The organism is Citrobacter sp. Cpo091 (assembly GCF_030332645.1).
Taxonomy (GTDB): Bacteria; Pseudomonadota; Gammaproteobacteria; order Enterobacterales; family Enterobacteriaceae; genus Citrobacter; species Citrobacter portucalensis.
Window position 1 is genome coordinate 774,732 of the sequence record NZ_JAOWHL010000028.1, and the last position, 15,615, is coordinate 790,346.

Annotated in this window: 15 protein-coding genes; 6 read left to right on the forward strand and 9 right to left on the reverse strand. The window is 52.3% G+C overall.

Annotation, left to right across the window (positions count from 1 at the left end):
* Nucleotides 1-90: 90 nt before the first annotated feature.
* The 4 genes from OGY04_RS07195 to ttrS all read right to left on the reverse strand — a co-directional run bounded on the left by OGY04_RS07195 (nucleotide 91) and on the right by ttrS (nucleotide 3,806).
* Complete coding sequence (locus OGY04_RS07195; RefSeq protein WP_016152920.1) at nucleotides 91-717, reverse strand: ferredoxin-like protein; 627 nt, start codon at nucleotides 715-717, stop codon at nucleotides 91-93.
* Nucleotides 718-1,211: 494 nt separating this feature from the next.
* The gene (gene fumD / locus OGY04_RS07200; RefSeq protein WP_003029345.1) at nucleotides 1,212-1,421 is read right to left on the reverse strand and encodes a fumarate hydratase FumD; all 210 of its coding nucleotides are present in this window, start codon (nucleotides 1,419-1,421) and stop codon (nucleotides 1,212-1,214) included.
* Between the two features lie 92 nt (nucleotides 1,422-1,513).
* A complete protein-coding gene (gene ttrR, locus OGY04_RS07205) occupies nucleotides 1,514-2,098 on the reverse strand; it encodes a tetrathionate respiration response regulator TtrR (RefSeq protein WP_008784617.1) in 585 nt (194 codons plus the stop codon).
* Nucleotides 2,073-3,806 (reverse strand): tetrathionate respiration histidine kinase TtrS, encoded by a 1,734-nt coding sequence (gene ttrS, locus OGY04_RS07210; RefSeq protein ID WP_286585162.1) that lies wholly within the window; start codon nucleotides 3,804-3,806, stop codon nucleotides 2,073-2,075. The genes ttrR and ttrS overlap by 26 nt, the downstream gene beginning before the upstream one ends.
* A gap of 227 nt (nucleotides 3,807-4,033) precedes the next feature.
* On the opposite strand from ttrS, the gene ttrB reads away from it, so the two are divergent.
* From ttrB to ttrA, 3 genes are read left to right on the forward strand one after another with little or no spacing between them, the layout of a single operon-like run.
* A complete protein-coding gene (ttrB, locus tag OGY04_RS07215) occupies nucleotides 4,034-4,768 on the forward strand; it encodes a tetrathionate reductase subunit TtrB (protein WP_020996438.1) in 735 nt (244 codons plus the stop codon).
* Nucleotides 4,769-5,791, forward strand: a complete 1,023-nt coding sequence (gene ttrC / locus OGY04_RS07220) for a tetrathionate reductase subunit TtrC (RefSeq protein WP_286585048.1) — start codon at nucleotides 4,769-4,771, stop codon at nucleotides 5,789-5,791.
* Nucleotides 5,784-8,849, forward strand: a complete 3,066-nt coding sequence (gene ttrA / locus OGY04_RS07225) for a tetrathionate reductase subunit TtrA (RefSeq protein ID WP_286585049.1) — start codon at nucleotides 5,784-5,786, stop codon at nucleotides 8,847-8,849. Before ttrC ends, ttrA begins: the two co-directional genes overlap by 8 nt.
* A gap of 94 nt (nucleotides 8,850-8,943) precedes the next feature.
* On the opposite strand, the gene OGY04_RS07230 is transcribed toward ttrA, so the two are convergent.
* From OGY04_RS07230 to OGY04_RS07240, 3 genes are read right to left on the reverse strand one after another with little or no spacing between them, the layout of a single operon-like run.
* Nucleotides 8,944-9,756: a MetQ/NlpA family ABC transporter substrate-binding protein gene (locus OGY04_RS07230; RefSeq protein ID WP_003029358.1), complete on the reverse strand. Its 813-nt coding sequence runs from the start codon at nucleotides 9,754-9,756 to the stop codon at nucleotides 8,944-8,946.
* Between the two features lie 21 nt (nucleotides 9,757-9,777).
* Nucleotides 9,778-10,446 carry a methionine ABC transporter permease gene (locus OGY04_RS07235; protein WP_286585050.1) on the reverse strand — a complete coding sequence of 223 codons (669 nt, stop codon included), beginning with the start codon at nucleotides 10,444-10,446 and terminating at the stop codon, nucleotides 9,778-9,780.
* Entirely contained in the window at nucleotides 10,439-11,461 is a 1,023-nt protein-coding gene (locus OGY04_RS07240) for a methionine ABC transporter ATP-binding protein (RefSeq protein WP_032943213.1), read from the reverse strand. Before OGY04_RS07240 ends, OGY04_RS07235 begins: the two co-directional genes overlap by 8 nt.
* Nucleotides 11,462-11,836: 375 nt before the next feature.
* Here OGY04_RS07240 and ynhH point away from each other — a divergent pair, with 375 nt between their 5' ends.
* From ynhH to lpp, 3 genes are all read left to right on the forward strand, one after another.
* Nucleotides 11,837-12,031 carry a protein YnhH gene (gene ynhH, locus OGY04_RS07245; protein WP_244293978.1) on the forward strand — a complete coding sequence of 65 codons (195 nt, stop codon included), beginning with the start codon at nucleotides 11,837-11,839 and terminating at the stop codon, nucleotides 12,029-12,031.
* Between the two features lie 7 nt (nucleotides 12,032-12,038).
* Complete coding sequence (gene pykF, locus OGY04_RS07250) at nucleotides 12,039-13,451, forward strand: pyruvate kinase PykF (RefSeq protein ID WP_003029366.1); 1,413 nt, start codon at nucleotides 12,039-12,041, stop codon at nucleotides 13,449-13,451.
* Nucleotides 13,452-13,760: 309 nt separating this feature from the next.
* Complete coding sequence (gene lpp, locus OGY04_RS07255; RefSeq protein WP_003029373.1) at nucleotides 13,761-13,997, forward strand: murein lipoprotein Lpp; 237 nt, start codon at nucleotides 13,761-13,763, stop codon at nucleotides 13,995-13,997.
* Nucleotides 13,998-14,065: 68 nt separating this feature from the next.
* Here the strand turns inward: lpp and ldtE are convergent, their stop codons facing one another.
* Complete coding sequence (gene ldtE, locus OGY04_RS07260) at nucleotides 14,066-15,070, reverse strand: L,D-transpeptidase LdtE (protein ID WP_032943210.1); 1,005 nt, start codon at nucleotides 15,068-15,070, stop codon at nucleotides 14,066-14,068.
* 123 nt (nucleotides 15,071-15,193) lie between these two features.
* Nucleotides 15,194-15,610, reverse strand: coding sequence for a cysteine desulfuration protein SufE (gene sufE / locus OGY04_RS07265; protein ID WP_003832654.1), 417 nt, complete (start codon nucleotides 15,608-15,610; stop codon nucleotides 15,194-15,196).
* Nucleotides 15,611-15,615: the final 5 nt, after the last annotated feature.

Here is a 15,615-nt window from a genome sequence, read left to right on the forward strand (position 1 = left end):
GATATACCCGCCATTCTTCAGGCAGTTTTTTATCCAAAACTGCAGTATTTTTGGCAATTAATGGCGCGAATCAGGTATGCCTGTCATCTATCAAACAGTAATATCTTTCCACTCGATAATTTTTAATGCTCCAGTCGGACAAGCATTAGCGCATTCCCCGCATAACACACATTTTGAGGACTTTTTCGTTTCGGTATTTACGGTCGCCATCATCCACGGGCAGGCTGTGGTACACGCACTACAGCCAATACAGCGTTTGTGGTCCACCGCGATACAACCGTCTTCCTGTTTCCAGGTAATTGCACCAATTGGGCAGACCTTCATGCACTGAGGATCTTTGCATTGCCGGCAGGTATCAGCGGTATAGTTTAAATCGCCATACAGCCCACCACCGGACCCGACGCCATCATCGCCAAAGAAGAAATTGCGATGGATTTTTATCCGGGAAAAGAAGGTCCCTACGGCACCATCGTTATAATTGGTACAGGATATTTCACAGCGGTGACAGCCCGTACAGCGAGCTCGCTGGGTCACCAGAACCCCTTTCGGCGTATTGATAAGCCCCACGGTCCCACTATCGATATCTTCCTGCTTACAACCAAATAGGGATAACAGCGCGGGGGCAATCGTTAATCCCGCCAGTCCTTTCCCTGATATCCGCAGGAATTCTAGTCGCGTTAAACCACAATCTAAAAATGGACGATCAACCTGGTTCATTTATTTCGCATCCTCTTCGCAAATGCTGTGGTAGCAACACCTCCAGGCTAATTTAAACCAGCGCAGCTCAAGCCATATCGGGCGGTTAATGTTGCCAACAACACGTAAATTTTTGCCCTAACCTGATCGCGTAAATGACGGTGGTTAAACTGAATGAATCTAATCCTTTAGGGTTAGGCGCAGAAATAATGTGGTTATTCAGCATGCATAGTCTTGATCGTCATCAATTAAAAAACGGAAGGGATATAATTAATGCGGAGTGAGATTTATTATCATTAAGAAATAGAGTGAAATAGCAGCCCATTTAAATTACAAATATTTGTGAACCCTCTCCCAAATATAATGCTGTACGACAACCGATATATAAATAAATACATATCGATTTATAGTTCTCTACAACCAATTATTAACGGAGATAAATTATATAGATTGATAGATTAACGTATCGAGAATAAGAGGACGGCAAAAAATTTCTGCGGTCCTCTTTTTATGAATTAACCGGCCAATGCTTTAATTACAGTCTCAATAGCCTGTTTTTCTAACTCACTGCGCTTCACGCGCTGGTTAGCAAGGGTGGTTCTCAGTACTCCCGCAATGACGATATGCTTAGGTTCTTGTCCCAGATCGCGCATTTCCAGCACTACTTTACCGACTACTCTGCACATTTCACGGTACAACTCGTCGTCTTTCGTCTGATTTCCCATTTTTGCCCGCTCGTCATTAACTCAAACCAACAGCATATATCACTCTGACGATTTAGACAAAATTCAATGAAAATCAAATAAATGTCATCATTCTACTGAACTCTCTGAAGTCGATTAACGAGCTCAGCAAGACTTCCTGCCTGCATTTTTTCCATCACCCGTGCCCGGTGCACTTCAACCGTACGCACAGCAATATTCATGGCATCAGCAATTTCCCGATTCATTAACCCTTTTGCTACCAGATGCGCCAGTTCCCGTTCTTTTGGCGTAAGTTGTTGGTAGCATGAGATGATCTCTTGTCGCGAGAACGCCGCTGCCGAGACCTGCAAGGCATGTTCTAATGCTGCCTGAAGCGGCACAGCTGACACCGGTTTTTGCAAAAAATCGACCGCGCCACGTTTCATTTGCTCAACCGCCATCGGCACATCGCCGTGCCCGGTGAGAAAGACCACCGCCAGCGTGCTTGCTTTCTGACGCATGATTTCATGCACAGCGTGCCCATCCAGTACCGGCATACGCATATCCAGCAGTAGTACGCCCACCTGGTGCAGATTTGCCTCGGCGAGGAATTTCTCGCCTTGCTCCCAGCAAGACACTTCATATCCCAGACTTTCCAATAAAAACGCACAGGCCTGGGTAACGGCAATGTCGTCATCCAGCAGATGAATTATCGCCACTACGGCCTCCTTCCTGATTTGGCTTAAAATACAATGTCACTCTCGCCCCCGCTTTACCGTCCGGGGCCTGCTGATTTTTGATCTCAATATCTCCGTTTGCGTAGCGCACCAGTCGCTGACAAATTGCCAGTCCTAGTCCCATACCTTCTTTACGGGTGGTCATAAACGGCTGAAACGCCTGATACAACTGAGCCTCGTCAATGCCTCCGGCATTATCCTGCACCTGAATACGCACGCCACCATCCTTGTGCAGGGCGCTAAACCATACCGTCGTAGCGCCTGCCTGGGCGGCATTGAGTACCAGATTAGCCAGCACCTGCTCAAGAAGAACGCTTGGCAGCATCAACGTTAACGCCTTGCTAACCTGCGTGTGCAGCGTTATCGCCGGGAATTGCTGGGGCATACGCAGTAATTGCCAGACGTGATGGATAGCATCGTGAACGTTGATGGCTTGCCAGCCATCGGTGAGTACCGGATTGCCTTGTGCCTGGCTGACCCACTGCCGGAGATTGCGCAGCGTATCGGCTCCTCGTTGTGCCTGGGCGTCTATGTGCTCAAGCGCGGGCAGCAACGGATGCTGCTCATCCTGACCACGCAGGCGAATCAGACAGCCTTGGGCATAATGGCGGATAGCCGACAACGGCTGATTGAGCTCATGGGCAAAACCGGAGGTCATCTCCCCCAGCACGCTCATTTGGCGGGCAGTCTCCAGCGCCTGTTCCTGTTTGTGCAACAACACGTTGTTCCGCTCTAACTGCCTGCCGCGTCGGCGAACCAACAGCATCACCCAGATGTAATTGAGCGTAAGCAACAGCAGCACGATGGCCACGCCCCCCATCGCCAGTCGGTGTTGAATAAACCAGCTTTTGACATCCAGCCACAGCTGACGCTGCTGCGGATGCTGGCGGACGTCGCGCAGCAACGCTTCTACTTCGCGGGTCGAGGCGGGCGCGCCCCAGCGAAACGTCGCGTTTTGCGGTGCATTGAACAGTACCCTCGTAACGCGATCGGCCAGCTCGTCACTCACTGCAGGTAGTGCGGCAAATGACCAGTCCGGATAGAGCGGCGTACTGGTTAAACAGGGAATTGAAGTCGGATGATTCAAAACGGTCATAAAATCGGTTTTACGGATGAGGCCTTCTTCATCCATTTTTTCCAGCAGGCACACCGGCACGATCACCGCCTGCACGGCTTTTTCACGTAATAAATAGAGTAAGGCATCGGCGGGAAATCCGGTAAACGTCAGACGTAAATCACGTTCAGGGCGCAGACCGGCATCACTGAGCGCTTTATATCCCAGCAAATAGCCGCCAAACGCCTGAGCATCAATGGCGCCAACCGTTTTGCCGATCAGATCGTGTGCGGAGGTTAACCCACTGTCGCGCCTGACGAGAATGGCGCTGCCAATCACGTTACTGGTGGCTTTCCCACCACGGGTGGAGCGTAACGACGCCAGCCAGCGTAGCGCTGAGCGGCTGTTAAGCTGGACAAACTGCGCCGGATTGGTGACCACAAAGTGTACCGTTCCACGATTCACCGCCTCCTGCATCTGCCGCAGGTCCAGCGGTTGAATATGAAACTGCTCACCGGGGATTTGCTGATTCAACAAGGTTTCCAGCGGCTGCCAGTGATTACGTGTAGAAACCTCCCCGCGCATCGCCAAAACGCCAATGTTCCATGTCTGCGCCCTGACCGCGCCGCTTAGCATCCACAGCGACGCCAGCACCGTCAGACATCTTACTACGTTGCGTCCCACTCAATTGTCCCTGTCAATTATGTTGTTTTAGATCAACAACAAGCCGGGTATGTGGTTAACCACAATAGAGTATACCCCGTCACGATTTTTACACTGTAAATCATTGAGATTCTTTATTCATCACACGCAAATCAACGGCGTGACCAATGTTTCGTTGTTGCATCGTGACGGGAGAAAATATGGACAGCAGTAAACGGCAGTTTCTCCAGCAACTGGGCGTCCTGACCGCTGGCGCATCACTGGTTCCGCTGGCTCAGGCGCAATTTCCCTTTTCGCCTGAACGCCACGAAGGCTCACAACAGCATCGCTACGCCATGCTGGTTGACCTGCGACGCTGTATCGGCTGCCAGGCCTGTACCGTCAGTTGCGCCATTGAAAACCAGACGCCACAGGGCGAATTTCGTACCCTCGTCAACCAGTATCAAGTACAGATTGAAGGCCAGCAAAGCGTTACCAACGTCCTGCTGCCGCGACTGTGCAACCATTGTGATAATCCCCCTTGCGTGCCCGTTTGCCCGGTACAAGCCACTTTCCAACGAGAAGACGGCATTGTGGTGGTCGACAACACACGCTGCGTGGGCTGCGCCTATTGCGTGCAGGCCTGCCCTTATGATGCGCGATTCATCAACCATGAAACGCAAACCGCCGATAAATGTACCTTTTGCGTTCACCGCCTAGAAGCGGGGCTGCTCCCGGCCTGTGTGGAATCCTGCGTCGGCGGCGCGCGCATCATTGGCGATATTAAAGATCCGCACAGCCGCATTTCACAAATGCTGCATGAACACCATGACGCCATCAAAGTCCTGAAGCCGGAAAGCGGTACGTCTCCTCACGTGTTCTACCTGGGACTGGATGAGGCGTTTGTCACCCCATTGATGGGACGAGCTCAACCCGCTCTCTGGCAGGAGGTTTAAATGAACCATTTACTGATTATCGACGAGGTTCTGGCCCATCCCCAGGACGTAAGCTGGTTACCCTGGGCCGTACAATATTTCTTTTTCATCGGCATTGCCGCCTGCGCCGCGCTATTCGCCTGCGTTCTTCACTGGCGCAAAAAAGAAACGGCAGACCTGGAAAATCTGACGCTGTTGATTGCCCTGACCTGCGCGATTACCGCGCCACTGGCGCTGACCGCTGATCTACACCAAACCGCCCGCGTCTGGCATTTCTATGCGTATCCGACGCCATGGTCCTGGATGCCGTGGGGCGCGCTGTTTTTACCGCTGTTTACCGGTTTTTTAGGTCTGTGGTTTCTGGCGCAGCATGTGAAACGGCTAACGCTAAAAAGTTACAGCGTCACAAAATGGTTGGCACTTGGTAGCGCGCTGTCCGCCATCGGATTGCTGGTTTACACCGGCCGTGAAGTGTCGGTGGTACAGGCGCGTCCCATTTGGTTCAGTTACGCCTTTCTGGTTGCGATGTTCCTCAGCGCGCTGCAAACATTTCTTGCCCTGCTTATTGCCACGACAAATAGCAAGGACGCACTACCGCGTAAGCTAGCGTGGGGGCAAATGGTCACGTTGATCGCGCTTGCTATCGTGGTGGCGATCTGGGCGAGTGGTAATACGCTTTCCGGTTCGGCTATCCGTCAGTGGCTGGATGTTGCCTCTTCAGCACAACACTACGCTATCGGTTGGGTTGCGCTATGGCTTGTTTCGCTTGCTCTTTGCGGGTTGGTTGTACGTTACCCCTTGTCGCTACCGCTGCGCATATTACTCGCTTTTAGCGCTATGGCGCTGTGCTGGCTAATGCGCTGGACGTTACTCATCCAGGTGCAGACCGTACCGAAATTTAACGCGCAGTTTAATCCCTATACCCTGCCCGGCGGCACCGATGGCTGGCTGGCTATTGTGGGTACCTTCGGCCTGTGGATAGCACTGATTATTATTGTTCGTGAAGCCCTGAACGCGATCGCAAGGAGAATGCAACATGGCTAATTTAACCCGTCGTCAGTGGCTTAAAGTGGGCCTTGCCGTAGGTGGCATGGTGACTTTTGGCCTGAGTTATCGGGATGTGGCAAAGCGCGCGATAGACGGTTTGTTGGACGGAACCTCGGGCAAAATTACCCGTGACCGCATTTTTGCCAACGCGCTCATCCCAGAAGCCAACGCCCGGCCTCACTGGCAGCAAAACCCGCAGCAGGTGATCTCGATGACGCAGTGCTTTGGTTGCTGGACGCAGTGTGGTGTACGGGTTCGCGTTGACACTGAGCAAGGCAAAGTGCTGCGCATTGCGGGCAACCCTTATCATCCGTTGTCGCACGAGCACCATATAGACGCCTCCGTCCCCTTTGCCACGGCAATGGAACAACTGGCCGGGGAGTCAGGTCTTGACGCACGTTCTACCGCCTGCGCCCGTGGCGCAACCTTACTCGAAGGTCTGTACAGCCCGCTACGAATTCTGGAGCCTATGAAGCGCGTCGGTAAACGCGGTGAAGGAAAATGGCAGCGCATCAGCTTCGAACAGCTGATCAAAGAGGTGGTGGAAGGTGGCGATTTGTTTGGTGAAGGCCACGTTGATGGTCTGAGAGCCATCCACGATCCCACTACACCGCTTGATGCGAAACATCCCGGCTTTGGCCCAAAATCCAATCAACTGCTGGTCACCAATACCAGCGATGAAGGACGTGATACCTTTTTACGTCGCTTCGCACTGAACAGTTTCGGCAGTAAAAACTTCGGTGCTCATGGCGCTTACTGCGGCCTGGCCTATCGGGCCGGTTCCGGCGCGTTAATGGGCGATCTGGATAAAAATACCCACGTGAAACCCGACTGGGATAACGTCGAATTCGCGCTGTTTATGGGCACCTCTCCGGCGCAATCCGGCAACCCGTTTAAGCGCCAGGCCCGCCAATTGGCCAGCGCCCGTTTACGTGACGACTTCCGCTATGTTGTGGTGGCGCCAGCCCTGCCATTAACCACGGTGCTGGCTGACGATCGCGGTCACTGGCAGCCCGTACGACCGGGAAGCGACTCCGCGCTGGCTATGGGGATGATAAGCTGGATTATCGATAAACAACGCTATAACGCTGATTATCTCGCCATTCCCGGCGTGCTGGCCATGCAGCAGGCTGGAGAAAAAAGCTGGACTAACGCTACGCATCTGGTGATTACCGATGAAATTCCAACGCTTGCCGGACAACACCTGACCCTCGCCCATCTGAGTGCAAACGCAGCCCAGGAGCCGGTGGTCGTCAACGAGGCCGGTGAGATTGTCGCCGCCAGCAGTTGCCCGCGCGCTCAGCTGTTTGTTACCCGTGAAGTGACGCTGGCCGACGGGCAGACAGTAACGGTAAAAAGCAGCTTCCAGTGTCTGCGTGAGTCCGCAAAGAAACTGTCGCTAACGCAGTACAGCCAGCAGTGTGGGGTGTCAGAAGCAGACATTGCCGCTCTGGCCGACGCATTCACCCGCCACGGGCGTAAAGCGGCAGTGATCACGCACGGCGGTATGATGGCAGGTAATGGATTTTATAACGCCTGGTCGGTGATGATGCTCAATGCGCTGATTGGCAACCTTAGTCTTGAAGGCGGCGTGTTCGTCGGCGGCGGCAAATTTAATGGCGCCACCGACGGTCCGCGCTACAACATGGACAGCTTCGCCGGGAAGGTAAAACCGAAAGGGTTAAGCATCGCGCGCAGTAAAACCGCTTATGAGTCTTCGGAAGAGTACCGCAATAAGGTGGCTGCCGGGCAATCGCCCTTCCCGGCTAAAGCGCCGTGGTATCCGTTTGTCGCCGGTCAGCTTACCGAACTCCTCGTCTCGGCGCTTGAAGGTTACCCTTATCCGCTGAAAGCCTGGATCTCCAACATGACCAACCCGTTTTACGGCATTGCGGGGTTACGCGGCGTGGCGGAAGAAAAGCTCAAGGATCCTGCTCGTCTGCCGCTGTTTATTGCCATTGACGCCTTTATGAACGAAACCACGGCGCTGGCAGATTACATCGTGCCGGATACCCACAACTTCGAAAGCTGGGGATTCAGCGCTCCGTGGGCGGGCGTGGCCAGCAAAGCCACCACCGCGCGTTGGCCAGTTGTCAGATCGGCGACCAGCCTCACGGCTGACGGCCAACCGGCCTCGATGGAGTCTTTCTGTATTGCAGTGGCAAAGCGCATCGGGCTACCTGGATTCGGCGACAATGCAATTACCGATCCGCAAGGTAATCACTATCCGTTAAACCGTGCGGAAGATTACTACCTGCGTCTCGCGGCCAATATTGCGTTTATGGGCAAAGCTCCGGTTGCTGAAGCACAGCCGGAAGACATAGCGCTGACCGGGGTCCAGCGGATCATGCCTGTGATGACCCAAACGTTGAAAACCGATGAAATCAGCCGAGTGGCGTTTATCTACTCCCGCGGCGGGCGCTTTGCGTCGGACAACAGCGGGCGAGTTGATAACCGCGTCGGCAATGCCTGGGAAAAACCGCTCCAAATCTGGAATGCGAACGTCGCCGCGCACCGCCATGCGATTACCGGCGAGCGCTTCAGCGGCTGCCCGGCCTGGTATCCTTCACGTCTGTCAGATGGACGTGCGGTCGAGGAGTTGTTCCCGGAACAAGAGTGGCCGTTGAAACTGATTTCCTTTAAATCCAATACCATGTCCAGCGCCACGGCGGTTATCCCACGCCTTCATCATCTGAAGCCGGTTAATCTGGTGGCGCTCAATCCACAGGATGGTCAGCGGTATGGTTTAGCACACGGCGATATCGTGCGTATCACCACCCCCGGTGGTCAGGCGCAAGCGCAGATAAGCCTGCTGCATGGCGTCATGCCGGGTGTTATCGCCATCGAGCATGGTTACGGGCATAAAGAAATGGGCGCGGCACGGCATACCCTCGACGGTGAGCCGATGGCGTTTGATGAGCAGATTAAGTCGGGGATTAATCTCAACGAGTTGGGTTTTGCGGACCCAACCCGACAGGTAACCAATACCTGGCTTGACTGGGTGTCGGGTGCGTCGGTGCGTCAGGGGTTGCCAGCGAGAATTGAGCGAGTGTAGCTCTGGTGCCGTATGGCATAGCGAACGCGTTTTACCCGGCCTATAGGACGTCGTAGGCCGGATAAAGCACTGCCGCCACCCGGCAAAAAGCAGATTAGTTGTTTACCGGGATCACCGCACCTTTATATTTAGTACGGATCCAGTCCTGGATCTCTTTTGAATGCAGGACATCAACCAGCGCTACGATATCCTTTTTCTTCTCGTCGCCACGATGCACGGTAATGATGTTGGCATACGGGTTGTTTTCACCACTTTCAACAGCAATAGGATCTTTCACTGGATCCAGCCCGGCGTCGATGGCGTAGTTGGCGTTAATCACCACCGCATCGCCTTCGTCGTTGTTATACATCTGCGGTAACAGCGCGGCTTCCACGTTTGGCAGGAACTTCAGCTTTTTCGGGTTTTCGACGATATCGCTAATGCGCGCAGTTACTTTATCCACGCCCGGCTTCAGCTTGATCACCCCCTCTTTTTCGAAAATCGACAGAATACGGCCTTCCTCAGATACCGCGTCACGCATGATGACTTTGCCGCCTTCCGGCAGATCTTTAAGTGATTTCACTTTTTTCGAATAGATACCAATCGGCTCAATGTGAATCGCTCCGGCGCTGACGAAGTCATACGTTTTATCGCCTGCATGGTCTTTAATCACGCTGTTCAGGTACGGAATATGCTGGAAGTAGTTGGCGTCAATCTCACGGCCAGCCAGCGCAGTGTTCGGCAGAATGTAATCCTGGAACGGTTTAATCTCCAGATCGATCCCCTGCTTCGCCAGAATCGGTTTGGCCTGTTCAAGGATCTCCGCATGCGGCACGTTAGACGCGCCAACGGTCAGAGTATCAGCCCAGGAGGCAAAGCTCAGGGCGCTTAAGGTTGCTGCGGCGAGTAACGTCAGTGATTTTTTCATGATTATGGTTTCCGTATTTTATTAGCGTTTATCTAACAGAGAGGTGATCACATCGCCGCAAAGCTGGATGATGAAGACAATGAGCAAAATCGTCACCGTCGCCACCAGCGTGACGTCGCTGTGGTTGCGCTGGAATCCTTCCAGATAGGCCAAATTCCCTAAACCACCGGCACCAATTACCCCTGCCATCGCGCTGTAGCTCACCAGCGCAATTAGCGTCACGGTGATCCCGGACACCAGAGCAGGAGATGATTCCGGCAGTAAAACTCGAAAAATAAGTGTGCTCAGTCGTGCGCCCATTGAACGCGTCGCTTCAATAACGCCTTTATCCACTTCACGCAGAGCGATTTCGACCAGACGCGCATAAAACGGCGCTGCCCCCACGATCAGCGCAGGCAACGCGGCATTGGCGCCGAGAATGGTGCCTACCATCGCTTTGGTAAACGGGATCAGCAGCACGATCAAAATGATGAATGGGATCGAACGAAAGATATTCACCACCAGCGAAATAGCGCTATATATCGCGCGATTAGGGAACAATCCGCCGCGCGCGGTCAGGAACAATGCCAGACCAAGCGCGATGCCCAGAATAAAGGTCGCCGCCCCCGAAAGAGCTGTCATATACAGCGTTTCCTGGGTTGCCGCTAACAATTGCTCCCACTTCAGATGGGGAAACAGTTCTTCAGCCATGTTGAATCACCTCGCCTTCAATGTCGCTCTGGCGCAGGTCGGCCAAAATATTGTTCAATTGTTCCTCAGAGGCCACCACGTGCACCCAAAGTTGACCAAACACGCCGTGTGCGGTTTGCGTCATTTTGCCGTGCAAGATGTTGAACGGCAGGCCATAGCGCAGGGTCAATTCCCCAACCACAGGCCGGTGGGTACGTTGCCCGGTAAAGGTTAATTTGATAACCACCCCACCCAACTCGCTTGCCAGCTGCGGATTAAACTCGTCTTCTTCGGTGTACTGGCTCACCTGACGAACAAATTGTCGGGTAATAGGCTGCTGAGGATGGGTAAAGACGCTGAGCACATCACCTTCCTCAACGACCTTGCCGTTTTCCATTACCGCGACGCGGTCGCAGATTTTGCGTACCACGTGCATTTCATGAGTAATCAGCACAATGGTCAATTTGAAACGACGGTTAATATCGAGGAGTAAATCGAGGATCTGATCGGTAGTTTGCGGATCCAGCGCCGAGGTGGCTTCGTCACACAGCAGGACATCTGGATTGTTCGCCAGCGCACGAGCAATTCCTACACGCTGTTTTTGCCCACCGCTGAGCTGGGAAGGATACGCATTTTCACGACCGCTCAGCCCAACCAGCGTAATCAGTTCAGCAACCCGCGTTTTGATGGACGCTTTGGACGCACCGGCGATTTGCATAGAGAACGCAATGTTTTCGCTAACGGTCCGCGACCACAGCAAATTGAAGTGTTGAAACACCATGCTGATTTTCAGTCGCGCCTGGCGTAACGATTCCCCACTGGCGGCCGAGATATCGTGGCCGTTAATCGTCACGCTGCCGGAGGTCGGTTTTTCGAGACCATTGAGCAAACGAATTAAGGTGCTTTTACCTGCCCCGCTGTAACCAATAATGCCGTAAATCTGCCCCTGTTCAACCGTCAGGTTGACGTTATCGACAGCGGTGATGGCAAGCCTGCCTGGCGTAAACACTTTCGAAATATTTTTCAGGACAATCATGTCGTTTGGGTATCCGCTGCTGCTTATTGTTCTTCTGCTAGCGCTTTTGGCTGTTTAGCAGTATGGATGTCCAAACGAGTGTAATCAGTGGAATTGGCTTTTAAAATGAATTAAAACGCATTTGATATAACTTTTAGAAATATAGTACTGCATCGACGTCAACGGCATAAAACGTAGTCATCGAGATGTTAAATGCAGTTTGTTGCGCAACTAATCGCAACGCCCGATAACCTCTTTATCCATACCGATGAACAAATTAATGAATAATTTTTGTAAAACTGCACAGAAGTGTTTTGAAACGCTGTTTCCATTTTCCTTTTTGATAATTTTCAGCGTATAATGCGCGCCAATTGTCTCTTGAATGGTTTCAGCACATTGACCTGTAAAACTCAACGACTACAGAACTCACCATCCCGTTGGGCTGAAACACAAGCACACATTCCTCTGCACGCTTTTTCGATGTCACCTATCCTTAGAGCGAGGCATCACAACTTTCGTAACTCAGGTTTAGCTTCCCATCCGTGCGCGATGGGAGCCAGATTTCCATATCCTTCTCAACTTAAAGACTAAGACTGTCATGAAAAAGACGAAAATTGTTTGCACCATCGGTCCGAAAACCGAATCCGAAGAGATGTTAACCAAAATGCTGGACGCGGGCATGAACGTCATGCGTCTGAACTTCTCCCACGGCGACTACGCAGAACACGGTCAGCGCATCAAGAACTTGCGCAACGTCATGAGCAAAACCGGCAAGAAAGCCGCAATCCTGCTCGACACCAAAGGTCCTGAAATCCGTACCATCAAACTGGAAGGCGGTAACGACGTTTCCCTGAAAGCGGGCCAGACCTTCACCTTCACCACCGACAAATCTGTCGTAGGCAACAACGAAATCGTTGCTGTAACTTACGAAGGCTTCACTAAAGATCTGTCCGTCGGCAACACCGTTCTGGTTGATGATGGTCTGATCGGCATGGAAGTTACCGCTATCGAAGGTAACAAAGTTATCTGTAAAGTGCTGAACAACGGCGACCTGGGCGAAAACAAAGGCGTTAACCTGCCGGGCGTTTCCATCGCGCTGCCAGCACTGGCTGAAAAAGACAAACAAGACCTGATCTTCGGTTGCGAGCAAGGCGTTGACTTCGTTGCAGCGTCCTTTATCCGTAAACGTTCTGATGTCGTTGAAATCCGTGAGCACCTGAAAGCGCACGGCGGCGAAAACATCCAGATCATCTCCAAAATCGAAAACCAGGAAGGCCTGAACAACTTCGACGAAATCCTCGAAGCGTCTGACGGCATCATGGTTGCGCGTGGCGATATGGGCGTTGAGATCCCGGTTGAAGAAGTTATCTTCGCGCAGAAGATGATCATCGAAAAATGTATCCGTGCACGTAAAGTCGTTATCACTGCGACCCAGATGCTGGACTCCATGATCAAAAACCCGCGTCCGACCCGCGCTGAAGCCGGTGACGTAGCGAACGCCATCCTCGACGGTACCGACGCAGTAATGCTGTCTGGCGAGTCTGCAAAAGGTAAATACCCGCTGGAAGCCGTTACCATCATGGCGACCATCTGTGAGCGTACTGACCGTGTGATGACCAGCCGTCTGGACTTCAACAACGACAGCCGCAAACTGCGCATCACCGAAGCCGTTTGCCGTGGCGCGGTTGAAACTGCTGAAAAACTGGACGCGCCGCTGATCGTCGTCGCAACCCAGGGTGGTAAATCCGCTCGCGCAGTACGTAAATACTTCCCGGATGCCACCATCCTGGCGCTGACCACCAACGAAACTACCGCGCGTCAGCTGGTGCTGAGCAAAGGCGTTGTTGCACAGGTGGTTAAAGAAATCAGCTCTACCGATGATTTCTATCGTCTGGGTAAAGAAGTCGCTCTGGAAAGCGGTCTGGCTCAAAAAGGTGACGTTGTGGTTATGGTTTCTGGTGCACTGGTTCCGAGCGGCACCACCAACACCGCATCCGTTCACGTGCTGTAATAATTCCATCGCGAATTAATTTGCTTAAAAAAGCGCCCTGGTGGCGCTTTTTTTATTTTATCGATAGCCACAATTAATAAAAAATCAAATCGGATTTCACTATCTAATCCGTGATTATCTAAGATGAATCCGATGGAAGCTTTCTGTTTTCACTCGGGTTTTTAGCCGTTTTTGCACAATTCGATGCTTCTTTGAGCGAACGATCAAAAATAAGTGCATTCCCATCAAAAAAATATTCTCAACATAAAAAAGTTTGTGTAATACTTGTAACGCTACATGGAGATTAACTCAATCTAGAGGGTATTAATAATGAATCGTACTAAACTGGTACTGGGCGCGGTAATCCTGGGTTCTACTCTGCTGGCAGGTTGCTCCAGCAACGCTAAAATCGATCAGCTGTCTTCTGACGTTCAGACTCTGAACGCTAAAGTTGACCAGCTGAGCAACGACGTGAACGCAATGCGTTCCGACGTTCAGGCTGCTAAAGATGACGCAGCTCGCGCTAACCAGCGTCTGGACAACGCAGCTACTAAATACCGCAAGTAATAGTATCTGTGTAATAAAAATGGCGCACATTGTGCGCCATTTTTTTTGCTCTGAATTCCCCTTCCCTGTTATTGCGTAGCGCGCACCTCAGCATCTCCTCCCGGCACGCCATTTTGCGCAGACTTCACTTCTGGCCCATTGCTCGCGACCGATGCTTGCCCGGCAGTGACGGTGACTGGATAACCTGCGCGACGATACAACGCCCTTTCCACCAGACTGTTATCCACCGCTTTATTATCTTTAAACTGGGTAAAACCGGCTGGCAGCACATACGGCATGGTCTGGACGTTTTGCTCCTCTTCCGGCGACAGCGGTCGATGCACTTCGACATACCTCATGCCGTTCGGCTCAATCGAATATTTTATCGGCTCATTAATCACCCTGACCGGCGTGCCTGTGCGGACCTGAGCAAACAGTGCTTTAATGTCCGGCGCGTTCATGCGAATACAACCAGAACTCACACGCAGGCCTACGCTGTCCGGCGCGCTGGTGCCATGGATCAGATACTCACCGTTTCCATGCGCCAGACGCAGTGCAAAGCGTCCTAACGGGTTATTTGGCCCGGCAGGTACAACAGGCGGTAATGTGATGCCACGCTCCAGAGAGCGTTTACGGATGCCTGGTGTAGGGGTCCAGGTAGGATTCGGGATTTTCTGCCCAACCCGGGTTTCCATTACCGGCGTTTCCAGCCCCTGCAAACCGATACCAATTGGGAATACCTGAACAATATTCTCTCCCGGCGGGAAGTAATACAGACGCAGTTCCGCCAGATTCACAATAATGCCTTCGCGTGGAGCATCCGGCAGCAGTAATTGTGAGGGAATAGTAATCAGGGTTCCGGGTTTAGGTACGGGGGCAATAGTGTTGTTGGCTTCAAGGATCAGCATGGCAGCGGTATCAAACTTACGGGCTATCGCCTGTAGGTTTTTATCGCCTTCCTGCACGGTGTAGGTTTGGTTTTGCCCAACAAGGCGGCTGTTCGCCTGGGGCAAAGGATAATCGACCGCCCATGCGGCCTGAATAGCGCTGTAAGCGCCGATTAGCATTAACGTAATAACAGACGCGCGTTTCATACTCACTCACCCCCCTGGCGTTCTTGCCGGACGGCGGCGAGCGCCCAATCCGGCTTAAGAGTCACTGCGTTGCCTTACACGAACGCTTTCAAGTCGGTCTGAAAGTTAACGTGTTTTATCAGTTTAGCTAAGAGTTGCGGCTTTGGCGCGAATAGCCCGAATCATCGCCTCCAGCCCTTGTGAACGAGACGGTGTGAGGTGCTGTGCGAGCGCCATTTTTTCAAACCACGGACGCACATCAAAATTCACAATATCCTGGGCCGTCATGCGATCATACAAAATGAATACCACGGCAATAAGTCCTTTCACAATTGCCGCATCACTGTCGCCCTGTAATTCAATAATCCCTTCGCCATTCTGGTTCATAACAATCCATACCTGACTTTGACATCCCTGGATGCTATTTTCCGGGCAGCGTAAGTCGTCGTTTAATTCCGGCAAACGCTGACCCAGTTCAATAATGTACAGGTATTTCTCTTCCCAATTAGCGCAACGCAGAAAATTACGCAACAACTTTTCTTTATCCGGTAGCGCAGCCATAACGC